Source organism: Pandoraea sp. E26 (assembly GCF_000681415.1).
GTDB lineage: Bacteria > Pseudomonadota > Gammaproteobacteria > Burkholderiales > Burkholderiaceae > Pandoraea > Pandoraea pnomenusa.
On the sequence record NZ_AYXJ01000002.1, the window covers coordinates 426,050 to 444,227 of the forward strand.

Genomic DNA, 18,178 nt, shown 5'->3' on the forward strand with positions numbered 1-18,178 from the left:
AAGAGGGTAATCATGGCTTCTGTAGAATGCATGCCGATCATCGGCGGTCCGGCGCCGCGCCGTCAGTCGCGCAAGGTTGCGATTCGCTGGGGCGGCCAGCTCGTGACGGTCGGTGGCGACTCGCCGATTCGCGTGCAATCGATGACCAATACCGATACCGCGGACGCGATCGGCACGGCCATCCAGGTCAAGGAACTTGCGCAGGCGGGCTCCGAACTCGTGCGTATCACCGTGAATACGCCGGAGGCCGCCGCGGCGGTGCCGGCGATTCGTGAGCAGCTCGATCGCATGGGCGTGACGGTGCCGCTCGTGGGTGATTTCCATTACAACGGTCACAAGCTGCTCGCCGACTATCCGGAGTGCGCGCAGGCGCTCTCGAAGTATCGTATCAACCCGGGCAACGTCGGGCAGGGCGCCAAGCGCGACACGCAGTTCGCGCAGATGATCGAGATGGCGATCAAGCACGACAAGCCGGTGCGCATCGGCGTGAACTGGGGCAGTCTGGACCAGTCGCTGCTCGCACGCATCATGGACGAAAACGCGTCGCGCGCCACCCCGTGGGACGCGCAAAGCGTGATGTACGAAGCGCTCATCACGTCCGCGCTCGAATCGGCGGAACTCGCGCAGCGCGTGGGGCTGTCGGCCGACAAGATCCTGCTCTCGTGCAAGGTGAGCGCCGTGCAGGACCTGATCGCCGTGTATCGCGAGTTGGCCAGGCGCTGCGACTATGCGTTGCATCTGGGGCTGACCGAAGCCGGCATGGGGTCGAAGGGCATCGTGGCGTCGACGGCCGCGCTCGCGGTGCTGCTGCAGGAAGGGATCGGCGACACGATTCGGATTTCGCTGACGCCGGAGCCGGGTGGCGCACGCACGGGCGAAGTCGTGGTGGCGCAGGAAATCCTGCAGACGATGGGCCTGCGCGCGTTCGCACCGATGGTCATCGCCTGTCCGGGTTGCGGCCGTACGACGAGCACGGTGTTCCAGGAGCTGGCTTCGAGCATCCAGACGTATCTGCGTGAACAAATGCCGGTATGGAAGGCTCAATATCCGGGCGTCGAGAACATGCACGTGGCCGTGATGGGCTGTATCGTGAACGGCCCGGGCGAATCGAAGCACGCGAACATCGGCATCAGCCTGCCGGGGTCGGGCGAATCCCCGGCCGCACCGGTGTTTGTCGACGGCGAGAAGGTACGCACGCTGCGCGGCGATCACATCGCCGAGGAATTCCAGCAGATCGTCGACGAGTACGTGAAGACGCGCTACGGTCAGGCCGAAGGGGTGGTCGCTGCCTGACCCCGTGCCGACGGTGGGGCAGTGAGGCCGTTGCAGGCAGGAGCAAGCAGGCAGGACACAAGAGAATATGACTGACGCAAAGAAGAAACGCCCCGCCAAGCTGGCCGGGGTCAAGGGCATGAACGACATCCTCCCGCAGGACGAAGCCCTGTGGGAGTTTTTCGAAGAATCGGTGCGCGCCATGCTGCGCGCGTATGGCTATCAGCAGATCCGTACGCCGATTCTCGAGCACACGCAGTTGTTCACGCGCGGTATCGGCGAAGTGACCGATATCGTCGAGAAAGAGATGTACAGCTTTACCGATTCGCTCAACGGTGAGCAACTGACGATGCGCCCCGAGGGTACGGCCGCCGCTGTGCGTGCGACGCTCGAGCACAATTTGCTCTACGGCGGTCCGAAGCGCCTGTGGTATTTCGGTCCGATGTTCCGTCACGAGAAGCCGCAGCGCGGTCGCTATCGCCAGTTCCATCAGGTGGGCGTCGAGGCGCTCGGCCTGGCCGGTCCCGATGCCGACGTCGAAATCATTCTGATGTGCCAGCGCCTGTGGGACGATCTCGGCCTGACCGGGATTCATCTGCAACTGAACTCGCTGGGGCAGGGCGAGGAGCGCGCGCGCCACCGTGCCGACCTGATCACGTATCTGGAAAAGCACGTCGACCTGCTCGACGAGGATGGCAAGCGTCGTTTGTACACGAACCCGTTGCGCGTGCTCGACACGAAGAACCCCGCGATGCAGGCGATGGTCGAAGGTGCGCCGAAGCTCATCGATTACCTCGGCGAGGCGTCGATCAAGCACTTCGAGGGTGTGCAGTCGCTGCTCAAGGCGAACAACATCCCGTTCACGATCAATCCGCGCCTGGTGCGGGGGCTGGACTATTACAACCTGACCGTGTTCGAGTGGGTGACCGACAAGCTCGGCGCGCAAGGCACGGTGGCCGGCGGCGGCCGCTACGACCCCCTCATCGAACAGTTGGGCGGCGATGCCACGCCGGCATGCGGCTGGGCAATGGGCGTGGAGCGAATTCTCGAACTGCTGCGTGAAGACGATCTCGTGCCGCAGGCCGAAGGCGCCGACGTCTACGTCGTGCACCAGGGTGAGTCGGCGGTGGCGCCGGCGCTGATCGCGGCCGAGCGCATGCGCGATGCCGGGCTGAACGTCGTGTTCCATTGCAGCCCGGACGGCAAGGGCAGCAGCTTCAAGTCGCAGATGAAGCGCGCGGACGCGAGCGGGGCGAATTTCGCCGTAATCGTCGGCGAGAACGAAGTTGCCTCGGGCACCGCGGTGGTCAAGCACCTGCGCGCGGCCGACCAGGCCAACAACCAGACGAGCGTGGCGTTCGACGCCCTCGCCGAGCACCTGATCGACGCGATCGTCGCCAGTGCCGACGAAAGCGTGAACGAAAGCCTGACCGGCAACGGTACGGGCAACGAAACGCTTCACTAATCCAAGACGCCAGACACGGAGAACCCCGGCGAATGAGCAGCTATCACGAGGAACAGGAACAGATCGAGAACGTAAAAGCCTGGTGGAAGCAGTACGGCAATTACGTTATCTGGACGCTGGTCGTCATCATGCTGGCCTATGGCGGCTGGAACCTGTGGCGCTACTACGAGCGCAAGCAAACGGTCGAGGCGGGCGTGCTGTACGGCGAACTGGAAAGCGCCATCGATGCGAAGGACAAGGCCAAGGTCGCGCGTATTGCCTCCGACATGGAGAGCAAGTTCAGCGGCACGCCGTATGCGCAGATGACCGCGCTGCTGGCGGCGAAGTCGCTTTCGGACGCGGGCGATGCTGCCGGCGCCAAGGCCCAACTGCAATGGGCGGTGTCGAATGCGAAGGACGACGAGTACAAGCAACTGGCCAAGCTGCGTCTGGCGGGTGTGTTGCTCGACGAGAAGGCCTACGACGAGGCACTCAAGCTGCTCGAGAACCCGCCGGCGGCGTATGCTGCCCTGTTTGCCGACCGTCGCGGCGACGTGCTCGTCGCGCAGAGCAAGGTGGCCGATGCGCGCACCGCATACAAGCTCGCGCTCGACAAGCTCGACAAGCAGGACTCGGGCATGCGGCAGTTCGTGCAGTTCAAGCTCGACGCGCTGGGGGCCTGACGCGCGTCGGCATTCCGTTGGCAAGTATTACCCTCCCATAACGCATAACCGGGTACATGATGATCCTTAACGACTTCCGTCGATCGATGCCGCAAACGATGGCCATGTCACAGTCCGAGCCGTCGCGCCGTGGCATTTTCAAGCGAGTGGGCAGCGCCGCGCTGGCGCTGGCGGTGCTGGGCACGCTGGGTGGTTGCGGTCTGTTCGGCAGCAAGCCGGCGCATGAGCCGACGCCGCTCACGGAGATCAAGCAGGCGTTGACCGTCAAGCAAATCTGGACGGCGAGCGTCGGCAAGGCGGGCGCTTACAGCTTTGCCCCGGTCGCGGTGGGCAATGCCGTGTTTGCGGCCGGCGCCAACGGCGGCGTCGTGCGCGTGGATGCGGACACGGGGGCATCGACCTGGTCGGCCAAGGCCGACACGAACATCACCGCCGGCCCGGGTAGCGACGGCGAGACGACGGTTGTCGCCACGCACAAGGGTGACGTGATCGCTTTCGACCATGACGGAAAGCCGTCTTGGAAGGCCAACGCTGGCAGCGAGGTGCTGACCGCGCCGCTCGTCGGTCGCGGTCTGGTGGTGGTGCGCGCGATCAATAACCGCGTGACGGCGTTCGACGCCGGCACCGGTAGCGTGCGTTGGTCGTATTCGCAGCCGACCTCCACGCTCACGCTGCGCACCGGCACCGGCATGACATTCGTGGGCGACCGTGCGATCGTGACGGGCTTCCCGGGCGGCAAGCTGGTGGCACTCGACGCCAACACGGGCAATCCGCTGTGGATCACGCCGCTGTCGTACCCGAAGGGCGTGACGGAGGTCGAGCGCGTGAATGACGTCACGGGCTCGCCGGTCGTTTTCGGCCGTCAAGTTTGTGGTGCGTCGTTCCAGGGCCGCGTGGGCTGCGTGGACGTGCAGACCGGCAATGGCCTTTGGGCGCGTGATTTCTCGTCGCCGAACGGCGTGTCGCAGGACGAGCGCGTGGTGGCGGCGGTCAATACCGACGGCGCCGTGTACGCTTTCAATGCGGCTGATGGCAGTACACTGTGGCAGAACGACAAGCTCAAGTACCGCGACCTGTCGGCGCCGCTGGCGCTCGGCCGCGTGGTGGTCGTGGGTGACAAGCAGGGCTATCTGCATTTCCTGTCGCGTGACAACGGTGACATTCTCGCCCGCGTCAAGTTGAGCGGCGCGATCAGCGCGCAGCCGGTGCTGGCCGGCCAGACGCTGGTGGTCCAGACGCGCGACGGCAACATCTATGGCTTCCGTCCGGAATAACCGGTAACCGGCAGCACCCGGGCATTTTCCGGGAACGGCCGGCAGCGCGCCGGCCGTCTTCGTTTTTAGGGCTTATTCATGAAACCCGTGATCGCGCTCGTAGGGCGCCCCAACGTCGGTAAATCGACGCTATTCAACCGTTTGACCCGCTCGCGCGACGCGCTCGTCGCCGACATGCCCGGGCTCACGCGCGACCGTCACTACGGCGAGGGGCGCGTGGGCGAGCACCCGTATCTGCTGATCGACACCGGCGGCTTCGAACCCGTGGCCAAGGACGGCATCTTCCACGAAATGGCCAAGCAGACGCGCCAGGCCGTGGTCGAGGCCGACGTGGTGATCTACATCGTGGACGGGCGTCAGGGCCTCACGCCGCAGGACCAGATCATCGCCGAATACCTGCGCAAGACGGGACGCAAGATCATGCTCGTGGTCAACAAGGCCGAGGGCATGAAGTACACCACCGTGGCGAACGACTTCTACGAACTAGGTCTGGGCGATCCGCTGGCGATTTCCGCCGCGCACGGCGATGGCGTGAAGGAGGTGATCGACGAAGCGATCGCACCGTTCTATGCCAACCAGGACGAAGAGGACGACGATGCGAAGCATGACGGCCGTGTGCGCATCGCCATCGTCGGGCGCCCCAACGTCGGCAAGTCGACGCTGGTCAACACGCTGCTCGGCGAAGAGCGCGTGATCGCCTTCGACATGCCGGGCACCACGCGCGACTCGATTCACATCGACTTCGAGCGTCAGGGCAAGCAGTACACGCTGATCGATACGGCGGGTCTGCGCCGTCGCGGCAAGGTGTTCGAGGCGGTCGAGAAGTTCTCGGTTGTGAAAACGCTCCAATCGATCGCGGACGCCAATGTCGTGATTCTCATGCTCGACGCGCGTCAGGACATCTCGGATCAGGACGCGCACATCGCCGGCTTCATTCTCGAGTCGGGGCGCGCGCTGGTCGTCGGTGTGAACAAGTGGGACGGCCTGGACGAGTACACCCGGGACCAGGCGAAGCAGGAGTTGGAACGCAAACTCAAATTCCTGAGTTTCGCGAACTTCCACTTCATTTCGGCCGCGAAGGCAACCGGTATCGGCCCGCTGATGCGCTCGGTGGACGAGGCCTACGCCGCGGCCATGAGCAAGCTGCCCACGCCGAAGCTCACGAAGGCGCTCATCGAGGCGGTGGAGCACCAGCAGCCGCGTCGTTCGGGGTTCTCTCGTCCGAAGCTGCGCTACGCGCACCAGGGGGGATCGAACCCGCCGATCATCGTTATCCACGGGAACAATCTGGATGGCGTGACCGACACGTATCGCCGCTACCTGGAGAACCGCTTCCGCGAAACTTTTAAGTTGAAGGGCACTCCATTACGCATAGAGTTCCGCAACAGCGCGAACCCTTACGCCAAGGGCGAGTGAAAGCCAGTCCCGGGCGGGGTTTTGCTGGCGACGCTAGCAAAATCGGCTATAGTGTGGAGGTCAGGGTGGGAAGCGCGCACACGCCCTGGCTTACGGTCATTTGCTAAAAATACAATGGAGTAACTTATGAGCAACAAAGGGCAACTTCTACAAGACCCGTTTCTGAACGCCTTGCGTAAGGAGCATGTTCCCGTCTCGATCTATCTGGTCAACGGTATCAAGCTGCAGGGAAACATCGAGTCGTTCGACCAGTATGTCGTCCTGCTGCGCAACACGGTCACCCAAATGGTGTACAAGCACGCCATTTCGACGGTCGTCCCTGCGCGTCCGGTGAATTTCCATCCGGAAGCCGAGCAGTCCTGATTCAGGCTCGCCCGACCGGGAGTCTCTCCGGCCGGGCGAATTTCTCTTCCCCATCGCCCGCTCTTGTCCAACAGTCCCAACACCCAGTCTCAGCGTAGCTTGACCACCAACGCCGCGCTCGTCGGCATCGATTTCGGCAAACTCGATTTCGAAGCCAGTCTCCAGGAACTCGACCTTCTGACGCAATCCGCAGGCGCCACGCCTGTCGTGACCATTACCGGTCGCCGTCACAGCCCCGATGCGAAGCTGTTCATCGGCAGCGGCAAGGCGGAAGAATTGCGCGCCGCGATCGCGGAATACGACGTCGACCTGGTGATCTTCAACCACGCGCTGACACCCGGTCAGCAGCGAAACCTCGAACACCTGCTGCAACGTCGCGTGGAGGACCGTACCAGCCTGATTCTCGACATCTTCGCCCAGCGCGCGAAGAGTCACGAGGGCAAGCTGCAGGTCGAACTGGCGCAGTTGCAGTACTTGTCCACGCGCCTCGTTCGGGCGTGGACCCACCTCGAGCGTCAGAAGGGGGGTATCGGCCTGCGAGGGCCGGGTGAGACGCAGCTCGAAACGGACCGCCGTCTGCTCGGCGAGCGCGTGAAGTCGCTCACGGCGCGGCTGGAGCGGCTAAAGCGCCAGCACGACACGCAACGCCGGGCGCGCCAGCGCAGCGGCACCATGTCGATCTCGCTCGTCGGCTACACCAACGCCGGTAAATCCACGCTGTTCAACGCGATGACGAAGGCCAATGCCTACGCCGCGGATCAGCTGTTCGCCACGCTCGATACGACCTCGCGTCGCGTTTATCTTGGCGAAGTCGGGAACATCGTGCTGTCCGACACTGTCGGATTCATCCGCGAGTTGCCGCACCAACTGGTGGCGGCATTCCGGGCGACCCTGGAGGAGACGGTGCACGCCGACATGCTGTTGCATGTGGTGGATGCCTCGAGTCAGGTGCGCCAGGAGCAGATGGCCGAGGTCAATGCCGTTTTGGCGGAGATCGACGCGGCGAACATCCCGCAGATTCTCGTCTGGAACAAGATCGACGCGGTGCCGGAACTGGCCGCGCAAGGGCCGAGAATCGAGCGGGATGAGGCGGGGCGCATCACACGCGTCTTCCTGAGCGCACGTACCGGCCAGGGCCTCGATCTGCTGCGCGAGGCCATCAGCGAAGCGGTTGTGGCCGGCACTGCTGGGTTACAATCGCAACACGAAGCGCCCGATGTCCGGCTCATCGACCGTTGGGAAGATGCGCCGCGCGCAGAAGACAGATAACACGAGACGTCGCACCGTGAAGGGCGGGTTGCCACGGGGAATACCGGCAGCGCGACCCGAGACGGGTGACGAACTGGCAAGAGACTAGACGGAGGCCGGGCAAGGCCGCCGATCGGCAAACCAGATTCGGGAACCACGCGCGAACCGGCAGCATGCGCGCTCCGAAGCGCGGGCGCCGGTCGCAACGCCAAGACCGCTTCAGTCACCACGCTTCTACCTATGCTTCCAAGAGCTTTGATGCGACGAGTTGGCTTGATTTTCTCCCTGAACGACCCGCGCTGGGGGCGGGACGGCGGCGGCGACACGCCGTCCGGCAATCAGGAGCCGAACCGCCCTGATCGTGCGAATCCACCGAATTCGCAGGATCCGAAGGAGCCGCAACGCGGACCCCAAGGCCCGCAGCAGGACGGCCCGCCCGATCTCGACGAATTGTGGCGCGATTTCAACCGGCGCCTGAACCGTATCTTTGGCCGCAAGGGCGGCGGAAGCGGCAACGGCGGCTCCGGCAATGTCTCCGGCGGCTCGCGTGGGTCGGGCATCGGCGTGGGCGTCGTTGTCGCGCTGGCGTTCCTCATCTGGCTCGCTACCGGCGTGTTCATTGTGCAGGAAGGCCAGGTCGGCGTTGTCACGCAATTCGGCAAGTACAAATACACGACGACCTCCGGGATTCAGTGGCGCCTGCCTTATCCTTTCCAGTCGGTCGAGATCGTCAACATGTCGCAAATCCGGTCGGTCGAGATCGGCCGCTCGAATACGATCCGCGACACCGATCTGAAGGATTCGTCCATGCTCACGGGCGATGAGAACATCATCGACGTGCGCTTTGCCGTGCAGTACCGCATCAAGGACGCGACCGAATTCCTCTTCAATAACGTGGACGCCGAATCGTCGGTGAATCTGGCGGCCCAGACGGCGGTTCGCGAAATCGTCGGCAAGAGCAAGATGGATTTTGTGCTCTATGCGGGGCGCGAGGAAATCGCCAACGAACTCGTCACGTCGATTCAGCGCATTCTCGATAGCTACAAGACCGGTATTCTCGTCACGAGCGTGACGATGCAGAGCGTGCAGCCGCCAGAACAGGTGCAGGCCGCATTCGACGACGCCGTGAAGGCCGGCCAGGATCTGGAGCGTGCGAAGAACGAAGCGCAGGCCTATGCCAACGACGTGATACCGCGCGCCAAGGGTACGGCCTCGCGCCTGACCGAGGAAGCCGCCGCGTACAAGGCGCGCGTGGTATCGCAGGCGCAGGGTGATGCCGATCGCTTCAAGTCGGTGCAGGAAGCCTATGCCAAGGCGCCTGGCGTGATTCGCGAGCGGATGTATCTCGACACGATGCAACAGATCTACTCGCGTACCACGAAAATCATGGTGGACTCGAAGAACAACAGTCTGTTGTACCTGCCGTTGGACAAGATCATGGAGCGTTCGCGCGGCGACGCGTCGACCCCTGCACCGGCGTCCGGCGCCGGCACGGGTTCGGCGGCGGGTGCACCGGCCGCTGATGACAACAACGATGTCGACCATGATCGTTCGCGCGCGGCACTGCGCAACCGCGACCGCGATTCACGCTAAGGGGATAAGCGCATGAACCGTATTGGAACCGCTATTGTCGCGCTGATCGTCCTGCTGATCGTGCTCGCCTCGACCATGTTCGTGGTGGATCAGCGCCGTTACGCCGTGGTGTTCTCGCTCGGCGAGATCAAGGATGTCTATGGCCAGCCCGGCTTGAAATTCAAGTTGCCGCCGCCGCTCCAGACCGTGCTGTATCTGGACAAGCGCATCATGACCATCGATAACCCGGAGCCGGAGCGCTTCATCACGGCCGAGAAGAAGAACCTGATCGTCGATTCCTACGTGAAATGGCGCATCGTCGACCCGCGAAAGTTCTATGTGAGCTTCAAGGGCGACAATCGTCTCGCCCAGGATCGCCTGACGCAGCAGATTCGCTCGGCCCTTCAGGAGGCCTTCACCAAGCGTACGGTGACCGAAGTCGTGTCGACGCAGCGCGAGCAGGTGATGCAGTGGGTCAAGCAGAAGGTGGGCGAGGACGCCGCGCAGGTTGGCATCCAGATCGTCGACGTGCGGATGCGCCGCGTGGATCTGGCCGCGGGCATCAGCGATTCGGTCTATAGCCGGATGGCGGCCGAGCGCAAGCGTGTGGCGAACGAGTTGCGTTCGACAGGCGCCGCCGAGGCCGAACAGATTCGTGCCGATGCGGACCGTCAGCGCGACGTCGTGGTGGCCGAAGCGTATGCCAAGGCCCAGCAGGTCAAGGGTGAGGGCGACGCCACCGCGGCTGGCATCTATGCCCAGGCTTTTGGGCGTGACCCGCAGTTCGCGCAGTTCTACCAGAGTCTGGAGGCGTACAAGGCCACCTTCCGCGACAAGAAGGACGTGATCATCGCCGACCCGAACAGCGATTTCTTCCGATTCATGCGCAGTTCCGGTGGTGCTGGCGCGTCGGCCGGAAAAGCGGGAAAATAGCGCTCTTGACATCCGAGTAGCTGCCACCGCCCGCGTCAATCGCGGGCGGTGGCGTTTTGGCCGAGCCTCCCTGTGACCAGCAGCACGATAATTCTCGCTTTTGCCCTCATGCTGATCGTCGAGGGAATGTTTCCGTTTGTCGCGCCGGACCGGTGGCGGCAAAGTTTTCGTAAAATAACGGAAATGCCGTCCGGCCAGATTCGCTTCTTCGGCCTGGCCGCCGTCTCGCTGGGGCTGATTCTGATGCTGCTGGCCGACTACTAAAAGGCGCCTTTGCGCGCCGTCTGAATACCGAACTACCCATGCCGAATTGGCTACTTCCCGAAAATATCGCCGACGTGCTGCCGTCCGAGGCGCGCAAGATCGAGGATCTGCGCCGTCTCATGCTCGATCGATTCCGTACCTACGGCTACGAACTCGTGATGCCGCCGATGCTCGAATATGTCGAGTCGCTGCTCACGGGGACCGGGCATGACCTCGATCTGCGCACGTTCAAGCTCGTCGACCAGCTTTCGGGACGCACGATGGGCCTGCGTGCGGATATCACGCCGCAGATCGCCCGTATCGATGCACATTTGCTTAATCGCAAGGGCGTGACCCGCCTGTGCTACGCGGGCAGTGTGCTCTTCACCCGCCCACGCAATCTGCTGGCGACCCGCGAGCCGTTCCAGATCGGTGCCGAGATCTTCGGTCACAGCGGCCTGGAAGCCGATCTCGAGATCCAGGAGTTGCTGCTCTACTGCCTGCAACTGGCGGGTCTGAAGCAGATTCGTATCGATTTGTGTCACGCCGGCGTGCTCGAGGCGCTGATCGAAGGCGTGCCGGCGGCGGAGGCCATTGAAAGCCAGCTGTTCGGCGCGCTCGCGACGAAGGACGTGCCCCAGCTGCAGGAGTTGACGCGCGATCTGCCCGCGCACCTGCGCGATGCGCTGCTTGCCCTGACCACCTTGTACGGTGAACCGGCCGAGACGCTCGCGCGCGCGCGCAACGCGCTGCCGGACCTGCCGGGCGTGAAGGCCGCACTGGATGATCTGGCGTATCTGGCGGCTTCGCAAGGCAAGGACGGACCCGCCGTCCTTTCGATCGATCTGGCCGATCTTCGTGGCTACCAGTACCACAGCGGCGTGATGTTCGCCGCTTACGTGGACGGCATCCCGAATGCGATCGCGCGCGGTGGCCGTTACGACAAGGTTGGACAGGCCTTCGGACGTGATCGTCCTGCCACTGGTTTTTCGCTCGATTTGCGAGAATTGGCAGCTATTTCGCCGGTGGAAGCGCGCAGTAACGCGATTTTGGCGCCGGCCGACGATGTGCCGGGTCTGCGCGCGAAGATCGATGGCCTGCGCGACGCGGGCGAGGTGGTCATCCGCATGTTGCCCGGCCACGACCAGGATTTCGAGGAATTCACGGGAGACCGCGTACTCGTCGAGAAAGATGGGCAATGGGTAGTGACACCCCGGTGAACCCCGCTGAAAAAAGCGGCACTAGCGTCCGTCAACACGGGTAGAATACGTTTTTAACCAAACCAACTATTGTTATGTCCGGCAATGCTTTGAATCAGGGACGCAACGTCGTCGTTATCGGAACCCAATGGGGCGACGAAGGCAAGGGTAAGGTCGTCGATTGGCTGACCGATCACGCGCAAGGCGTGGTGCGTTTCCAGGGTGGTCACAATGCCGGACACACGCTCATCATCGGTGGCAAGAAGACCATTCTGCGCCTGATCCCGTCGGGGATCATGCACAAGGACGTCACTTGCTACATCGGCAACGGCGTCGTGCTCTCGCCCGAAGCGCTGTTCAAGGAAATCGAAGAACTCGAAAGCGCTGGCCTGGATGTCTGCGGCCGCCTTCGCATTTCCGAGGCCTGTACGCTGATTCTCCCGTACCACGTCGCCATCGATCAGGCGCGTGAAGCGCGTCGCGGTGCCGGCAAGATTGGCACGACCGGTCGCGGCATTGGTCCGGCCTACGAAGACAAGGTCGGGCGCCGTGCCCTGCGTGTCCAGGATCTGTTCGATCCGAAGACGTTCGCCGATCGTCTGCGTGAAAACCTCGATTATCACAACTTCGTGCTGACCCAATATCTGGGCGCGAAGGCTGTCGACTTCCAGGAAACGCTGGACACGATGCTGAGCTACGCACCGCGTCTGCAGCCGATGATTGCCGACGTGTCGCAGATGCTCTACGCGGCCAACCGTGAAGGCCAGAAGCTGTTGTTCGAAGGTGCCCAGGGGACGCTGCTCGACATCGATCACGGGACGTATCCGTTCGTGACCAGCAGCAACTGCGTGGCGGGCGCCGCCTCGGCCGGTGCCGGCGTTGGTCCGCAACAACTGCACTATGTTCTGGGCATCACCAAGGCGTACTGCACGCGTGTGGGCGCCGGTCCGTTCCCGAGCGAACTGTACGATGCGGACAACCCCGCCCGTCAGGAACCCATCGGGCTGCAACTGGCCACGGTCGGCAAGGAGTTCGGTTCGGTCACGGGACGTCCGCGTCGCACGGGCTGGATGGATGCCGCGGCGCTCAAGCGTTCGATCCAGATCAACGGCGTGACCGGCCTGTGCATGACGAAGCTCGACGTGCTCGACGGCCTCGACACCGTGCGCCTGTGCGTGGGTTACAAGATCGACGGCAAGACGGTGGATATCCTGCCGCGCGGTGCGGTCGATGTGGCGCGTTGCGAGCCGGTTTACGAGGACTTCCCCGGCTGGTCGCAAAGCACGGTCGGCGTGACGTCGTGGGATCAATTGCCGGTTCAGGCGCAGAATTACCTGAAGCGCATCGAAGAGGTGAGCGGTATCCCGATCGATATGGTGTCGACCGGCCCGGATCGCGACGAAACCATCCTGTTGCGTCACCCCTTCAAGAACTGAAATACCGTAGGACTGGCAAGGCACACCATGAATCTGCCCCAAAACGACGATAAGAACCTCTGGGTCTCGTGGGAAGAGTATCACCGGCTGATCGAGCGTCTGGCGCTTAAGGTCCATGAGTCCAACTGGAAGTTCGACAAGATCCTGTGTCTGGCCCGTGGTGGTTTGCGCGTGGGCGATCAGCTCGCGCGCATCTACGACGTGCCGCTCGCGATTCTGGCGACCAGTTCGTATCGTGAAGCCGAGGGGACCGTGCGCGGTGACCTCGATATCGCTCAGTACATCACCATCACGCGCGGCGAGCTGGAAGGCCGCGTGCTGTTGGTCGACGATCTGGTCGATTCGGGCGTGACGCTCGAGCGCGTGGGCCAGCACCTCAAGCAGCGATTTCCTGCCGTGACCGACGTGCGCTCGGCAGTGCTCTGGCACAAGGCCTGCTCGAAGGTGGCGCCCGACTACGCCGTGGAATTCCTGCCGACGAACCCATGGATTCACCAGCCGTTCGAAGAGTACGACACGCTGCGCCCGCACAACCTGGCGGCCTGGATCAAACGCGGCACCTGAGCGAAATTTGCAGGCACTGGACGCGCCTTGACAGGGGCGTCCAACTGCCGAACTTCTGCCGGAAGGCGGTGATATCGAAAGATGCACCGCCTTTTTCTTTGGCGGGAGTGTTATATCGGCTTTTCGGCGACTTTGCATGCCGAAGGCCCTTTGGCAGCGGCTATCCGACGACTTGAGGCGGTATCGCCGTTTCGGTGTGCGCTTCTTCGGCCCGCGACGTGCTATCGCGCTGCATCGCTCTCTCTATCGAGACTCCCGGGAAGTGGGCCGGAACGCCGGTGGCCGCGTCAACCCTACAAGGCAGCGGCGACACCGATGAGCCCCATGCGCGCATGGCCGCCACGCTGGACGGGCCATAATGCCCCCGAAAATCCCCTTTGTTTCGCGCTTCGTCAGGCGGTGTCGTGTGGTTTGATGAGGGCATCGGTTCACGCCTTCGTTGCTCCCGCACCAGCGGTTACGCCCTGATGAATGGAAGTCGTTATCTTTCCGTGATGCTTGCGATGTGGCTGTCCTGCCTGTTGGGCTTGGCCAGCACGTCGGGCCTTGCGGCGTCTGCCGTGGCGGGGGTACGCGGGTCGGGCGGGTTTCGACTCGTGTACGTGACCAACCAGACATCCATGGCCAAGGCCAAAGTTGCGGCCTTGAGCCGGTGCCGGACCCAGTTCTCGGCGGGGAGCCGGGGAGGGCGATGTGAAGTTCTGATGGCCGGAAACGGCCCCGCCTACTGGGCGGTGGTGCGAGCGACCAATGGCGAGGTCGGTGTGGCGCTCGGCGACACGCAGGAGGCGGCAATCGGGGACGCTTTCGTGGTGTGTCAGCGCGCGGGGCAATGCACGCTGGAGAACGCGCAAGTGTGGGCGGACAACGGTCAACGACCGGGCCGCAGACTGCCACCGCCGCCGGCGGCACAGGCTTCTCCCGCACAGTGCCGGATCCCGACAGGTCAGGTGATCCGAATGCAGACCCGATGCGATGCGCTCGGCTGCACGCGAACCTACGACAACGGCTGTACAGTTCGCTTTCAGGCTACCCGTTGTTTTGACAAGGAGACGAACCGCTACGTCTGGCAGCCGGACGCCTGTGACGACGCTGGGTGACGCCGGTTGTCGGGACGTTGGACGGCTGGTGCCTTGCGAAAGGCCGACGAAACAAAAACGGGCGCTCGAAAGCGCCCGTCTTCCTTACCGCGGCGTCTACCCCCGCACGCCCGGAGCAGGTCCGTCAGTTTGCCGACATCCCGCTGTGGCGCAGCAGCGCGTCCACCTGCGGGGCTCGGCCACGGAATGCGATGAACGATTCCATCGCTTCGCGGCTGCCGCCCACGGCAAGAATTTCATCGCGGTACCGTGCACCCGTGGTCGTATCGAGAACGGTGCCACTCACTTTGGCGGCTTCCTCGAACGCGGCATACACGTCCGCCGACAGCACCTCGGCCCACTTGTAGCTGTAGTACCCCGCGGCATATCCGCCGGCGAAGATGTGGCTGAACGTGTTCGGCCAGCGCGAGAACTCCGCTTGGGGCGTGACGTGCAGACGATCGTTGATGCGCTTGGACAGCGCCAGCACCGACTCCTTGCCATGCGGGTCGAAGTCGTAATGCAGATGCATGTCGAAGTCGGAGAAAACCAGCTGACGCAGCATCATCAGGCCGCTCTGGAAGTTGCGTGCGGCGACCATCTTGTCGAACAATGCGCGCGGCAATGGGGCACCCGTGTCGACGTGCGCCGTCATGTGCTCCAGCACATCCCATTCCCAGCAGAAATTCTCCATGAACTGCGACGGCAGCTCGACGGCATCCCATTCCACGCCGTTGATGCCCGCGACGCCGGCGTCTTCCACCTGCGTGAGCATATGGTGCAGCCCGTGGCCGAACTCGTGGAACAGTGTGATCACGTCGTCATGCGGCAACAGGGCTGGCTTCTCGCCAACCGGCGCGGGGAAGTTGCAAACCAGGTACGCGACCGGGGTTTGAAGCGCACCGTCGTGCAGGCGCTTGCGCGTACGGGCGCTGTCCATCCAGGCGCCGCCGCGCTTGCCTTCGCGTGCGAACAGATCCATGTAGAACTGGGCCACCAGTTCACCGTCGCGCTCGATGCGGAAAAAGCGCACGTCCGGGTGCCACGTCTCGGCATCCTGCGGACGGATCGTCACGCCGAACAGCGTGCCGGCCACGCGGAACAGGCCGTCGAGCACCTTGGGCAAGGGGAAATATTGGCGAACTTCGGTTTCCGAGAATGCGTAGCGCTGTTGACGCAACTTCTCAGAGGCATAGGCCGTGTCCCAGGGTTCGAGCTTGTCGATGCCGAGCGATGTCGCGGCAAATGCCTGAAGTTCCGCCCAATCCTGTTCGGCGTAGGGGCGGGCACGACGGGCGAGGTCTTCGAGGAACTCGAGCACTTGTGCCGGCGATTCCGCCATCTTGGGTTCGAGCGACACCTCCGCATAGTTCTTGAAGCCGAGCATATGGGCTTCTTCGCGACGCAATGCCAGCTGTTCGACGACGATTTCCGTGTTGTCCCAGTCGGCTTCGCCGTCACCGAACTTCGGTCCCAGCTCCGAGGCGCGCGTGACGTTTGCGCGATACAGCTTCTCGCGCAACGCGCGATTTTCGGCGTACTGCAACACCGGGAAATAAGACGGGAAGTGCAGCGTGAACTTCCAGCCCTGTGCGCCGTCGCGCTCTGCGGCGGCACGGGCGGCGGCCTTGTCGTCGTCGGGCAGGCCAGCGATTTCCTGCTCGTCGGTGACGATCAGCGAAAACTTGTTCGTGGCGTCGAGCACGTGATCCGAGAAGGTCTTGGCCAGTCGCGCCTGCGCTTCCTGAATCTCGGCGAATCGAGGCTTTTGGTCTTCGGGCAGTTCGGCACCGCCCAAACGAAAGCCGCGCATTTCGTTTTCGAGGATCTTTTTGCGGGCTGCGGACAGGCCGTCGAATTCCGAGCCGGCGGCGATCGCCTTGTACTTTTCGAACAACGCCAGATTCTGGCCGACGCTGGCCGAGAATTCGGTAACGCGCGGCAAGTTTTCACTGTAGGCGGCGCGCAGTTCGGGGGTATCCGCAACGGCGTTCAGGTGCCCGACGATCTCCCAGGCACGGCCAAGGCCTTCCGTGCCGTCTTCCACGGCGTCGAGAATGTTGGCCCAGGTCGCCGGCGTTGCGGGGTCCGCTGCGCGCTCGACCGCCGCGCGCGCCTGCTCCAGCAGCACGTCGACGGCCGGCGTCACGTGCTCAGGGCGAATTTCGGCGAAACGGGGCAGGCCTTCGATGTCGAGCAGGGGATTGGTTTGCGGCGTATTCATGCGTTCATGGTCCACTGGAAAGGGCTTACGAAGAGTGTGGGGGCATCCCGTCGAATTTTCCAGTCGTTTTTTTCAACCGCGCCGATTGGGTGGGGCGGTCCCGAATGGCCGTCCGATGGCGCGCGTCCAGAAACAACAAGGGTGCATGCGGTTGTCCGCATGCACCCTTGCGAGGGGCGGCCGAGGCGGGTGAGCGATCAGGCGCCCAGTGCGCGCTCGGCAGCCTCGATCGTGTTGACGAGCAGCATGGTGATCGTCATGGGGCCAACGCCGCCCGGCACTGGCGTGATGTAGCCCGCCACGTCCTTGACACCATTGAAATCGACATCGCCGCAAAGCTTGCCTTCGTCGTCACGGTTCATGCCGACGTCGATGACCGCGGCGCCCGGCTTGACCATGTCGGCCGTCACGATGTTTCGCTTGCCCACGGCGGCGACGATCACGTCGGCGTTGCGGGTGTGCGCGGCCAGGTCACGGGTCTTGCTGTTGCAGATGGTGACGGTGGCGCCCGCTTGCAGCAGCATCATGGCCATGGGCTTGCCGACAATGTTCGACGCGCCGATCACGACGGCCACCGCGCCGCGCAGCGGGAATTCGACGGACTCGAGCATTTTCATGCAGCCGTAGGGCGTACACGGGCGGAACAGCGGCGCGCCGGTCATGAGTGCGCCGGCGTTTGAGACGTGGAAGCCGTCGACGTCCTTTTCCGGCGCGATGGCTTCGAGCACCTTGTGGCTGTCGATATGCTTCGGCAGTGGCAGTTGCACCAGAATGCCATTGATCTTCGGGTCGCGATTGAGCTCATCGATTCGGGCGAGCAGGGCGGTTTCCGTCAGATCCGCCGGATAGCGGTCGAGGGACGAATACAAACCGTTGTCCTCGCACGCCTTGACCTTGTTGCGCACGTAGACCTGGCTGGCGGGGTCGTCGCCGACGAGCACCACGGCCAGGCCGGGCTGGTGGCCGCGGGCGGTGAGGGCGGCGGCGCGCGTGGCGACTTCGGCGCGAATACGTTTGGCGAGGGCGTTGCCGTCGATGAGGGTGGCGGTCATGATGCGTGGGTATTCAATGAAGGAAGGGGGCTGGCCCAAGGGGCCGGATACGGCGGCGCGTGTCAGGCGGATGACGAGCGCAAAGATCGTATTATACCGACGCGTCTGGACGGACGGGAGAGGGCGCACAAGCGCGGGCGCCTGCGCTTTGACGCCTCGTCAAAGGGGGAGTGACG

Annotated in this window: 16 protein-coding genes; 14 read left to right on the forward strand and 2 right to left on the reverse strand. The window is 63.3% G+C overall.

Features of this window, described 5'->3' with window-relative positions; genetic code table 11:
• Positions 1 to 12 precede the first annotated feature (12 nt).
• The 14 genes from ispG (at position 13) to W930_RS0102080 (ending at position 14,747) form a co-directional block, all read left to right on the forward strand.
• Positions 13 to 1,293, forward strand: a complete 1,281-nt coding sequence (gene ispG, locus W930_RS25670; protein WP_029754083.1) for a flavodoxin-dependent (E)-4-hydroxy-3-methylbut-2-enyl-diphosphate synthase — start codon at positions 13 to 15, stop codon at positions 1,291 to 1,293.
• Between the two features lie 67 nt (positions 1,294 to 1,360).
• Complete coding sequence (hisS, locus tag W930_RS25675; protein ID WP_023596521.1) at positions 1,361 to 2,737, forward strand: histidine--tRNA ligase; 1,377 nt, start codon at positions 1,361 to 1,363, stop codon at positions 2,735 to 2,737.
• 32 nt (positions 2,738 to 2,769) lie between these two features.
• Positions 2,770 to 3,399, forward strand: a complete 630-nt coding sequence (locus W930_RS0102025; RefSeq protein ID WP_023873937.1) for a tetratricopeptide repeat protein — start codon at positions 2,770 to 2,772, stop codon at positions 3,397 to 3,399.
• Between the two features lie 98 nt (positions 3,400 to 3,497).
• Positions 3,498 to 4,673 carry an outer membrane protein assembly factor BamB gene (gene bamB, locus W930_RS0102030; RefSeq protein ID WP_051399350.1) on the forward strand — a complete coding sequence of 392 codons (1,176 nt, stop codon included), beginning with the start codon at positions 3,498 to 3,500 and terminating at the stop codon, positions 4,671 to 4,673.
• A gap of 78 nt (positions 4,674 to 4,751) precedes the next feature.
• Positions 4,752 to 6,089 (forward strand): ribosome biogenesis GTPase Der, encoded by a 1,338-nt coding sequence (gene der, locus W930_RS0102035; protein WP_023596518.1) that lies wholly within the window; start codon positions 4,752 to 4,754, stop codon positions 6,087 to 6,089.
• Between the two features lie 126 nt (positions 6,090 to 6,215).
• Entirely contained in the window at positions 6,216 to 6,452 is a 237-nt protein-coding gene (gene hfq, locus W930_RS0102040; RefSeq protein ID WP_010807283.1) for an RNA chaperone Hfq, read from the forward strand.
• A 99-nt stretch (positions 6,453 to 6,551) separates the two neighbouring features.
• On the forward strand, positions 6,552 to 7,721 hold the full coding sequence (gene hflX, locus W930_RS0102045; protein WP_023873940.1) for a GTPase HflX: 1,170 nt from the start codon (positions 6,552 to 6,554) through the stop codon (positions 7,719 to 7,721).
• Positions 7,722 to 7,973: 252 nt separating this feature from the next.
• Positions 7,974 to 9,293 carry an FtsH protease activity modulator HflK gene (hflK, locus tag W930_RS0102050; RefSeq protein WP_024788402.1) on the forward strand — a complete coding sequence of 440 codons (1,320 nt, stop codon included), beginning with the start codon at positions 7,974 to 7,976 and terminating at the stop codon, positions 9,291 to 9,293.
• Positions 9,294 to 9,305: 12 nt separating this feature from the next.
• On the forward strand, positions 9,306 to 10,205 hold the full coding sequence (gene hflC, locus W930_RS0102055) for a protease modulator HflC (RefSeq protein WP_023873944.1): 900 nt from the start codon (positions 9,306 to 9,308) through the stop codon (positions 10,203 to 10,205).
• Between the two features lie 72 nt (positions 10,206 to 10,277).
• The gene (locus tag W930_RS29425) at positions 10,278 to 10,469 is read left to right on the forward strand and encodes a DUF2065 domain-containing protein (protein ID WP_023596514.1); all 192 of its coding nucleotides are present in this window, start codon (positions 10,278 to 10,280) and stop codon (positions 10,467 to 10,469) included.
• A gap of 38 nt (positions 10,470 to 10,507) precedes the next feature.
• Complete coding sequence (locus W930_RS0102065) at positions 10,508 to 11,668, forward strand: ATP phosphoribosyltransferase regulatory subunit (protein ID WP_023596513.1); 1,161 nt, start codon at positions 10,508 to 10,510, stop codon at positions 11,666 to 11,668.
• 74 nt (positions 11,669 to 11,742) lie between these two features.
• The gene (locus tag W930_RS0102070) at positions 11,743 to 13,083 is read left to right on the forward strand and encodes an adenylosuccinate synthase (RefSeq protein ID WP_023596512.1); all 1,341 of its coding nucleotides are present in this window, start codon (positions 11,743 to 11,745) and stop codon (positions 13,081 to 13,083) included.
• Between the two features lie 27 nt (positions 13,084 to 13,110).
• Positions 13,111 to 13,647: a phosphoribosyltransferase gene (locus W930_RS0102075; protein WP_023596511.1), complete on the forward strand. Its 537-nt coding sequence runs from the start codon at positions 13,111 to 13,113 to the stop codon at positions 13,645 to 13,647.
• Positions 13,648 to 14,114: 467 nt separating this feature from the next.
• The gene (locus W930_RS0102080) at positions 14,115 to 14,747 is read left to right on the forward strand and encodes a DUF4189 domain-containing protein (protein ID WP_081255977.1); all 633 of its coding nucleotides are present in this window, start codon (positions 14,115 to 14,117) and stop codon (positions 14,745 to 14,747) included.
• 124 nt (positions 14,748 to 14,871) lie between these two features.
• Here the strand turns inward: W930_RS0102080 and W930_RS0102085 are convergent, their stop codons facing one another.
• Together W930_RS0102085 and folD are read right to left on the reverse strand one after the other, a co-directional pair.
• Entirely contained in the window at positions 14,872 to 16,950 is a 2,079-nt protein-coding gene (locus W930_RS0102085) for a M3 family metallopeptidase (RefSeq protein ID WP_023596509.1), read from the reverse strand.
• Positions 16,951 to 17,147: 197 nt separating this feature from the next.
• On the reverse strand, positions 17,148 to 18,002 hold the full coding sequence (gene folD / locus W930_RS0102090) for a bifunctional methylenetetrahydrofolate dehydrogenase/methenyltetrahydrofolate cyclohydrolase FolD (protein ID WP_023596508.1): 855 nt from the start codon (positions 18,000 to 18,002) through the stop codon (positions 17,148 to 17,150).
• Between the last annotated feature and the right edge of the window lie 176 nt (positions 18,003 to 18,178).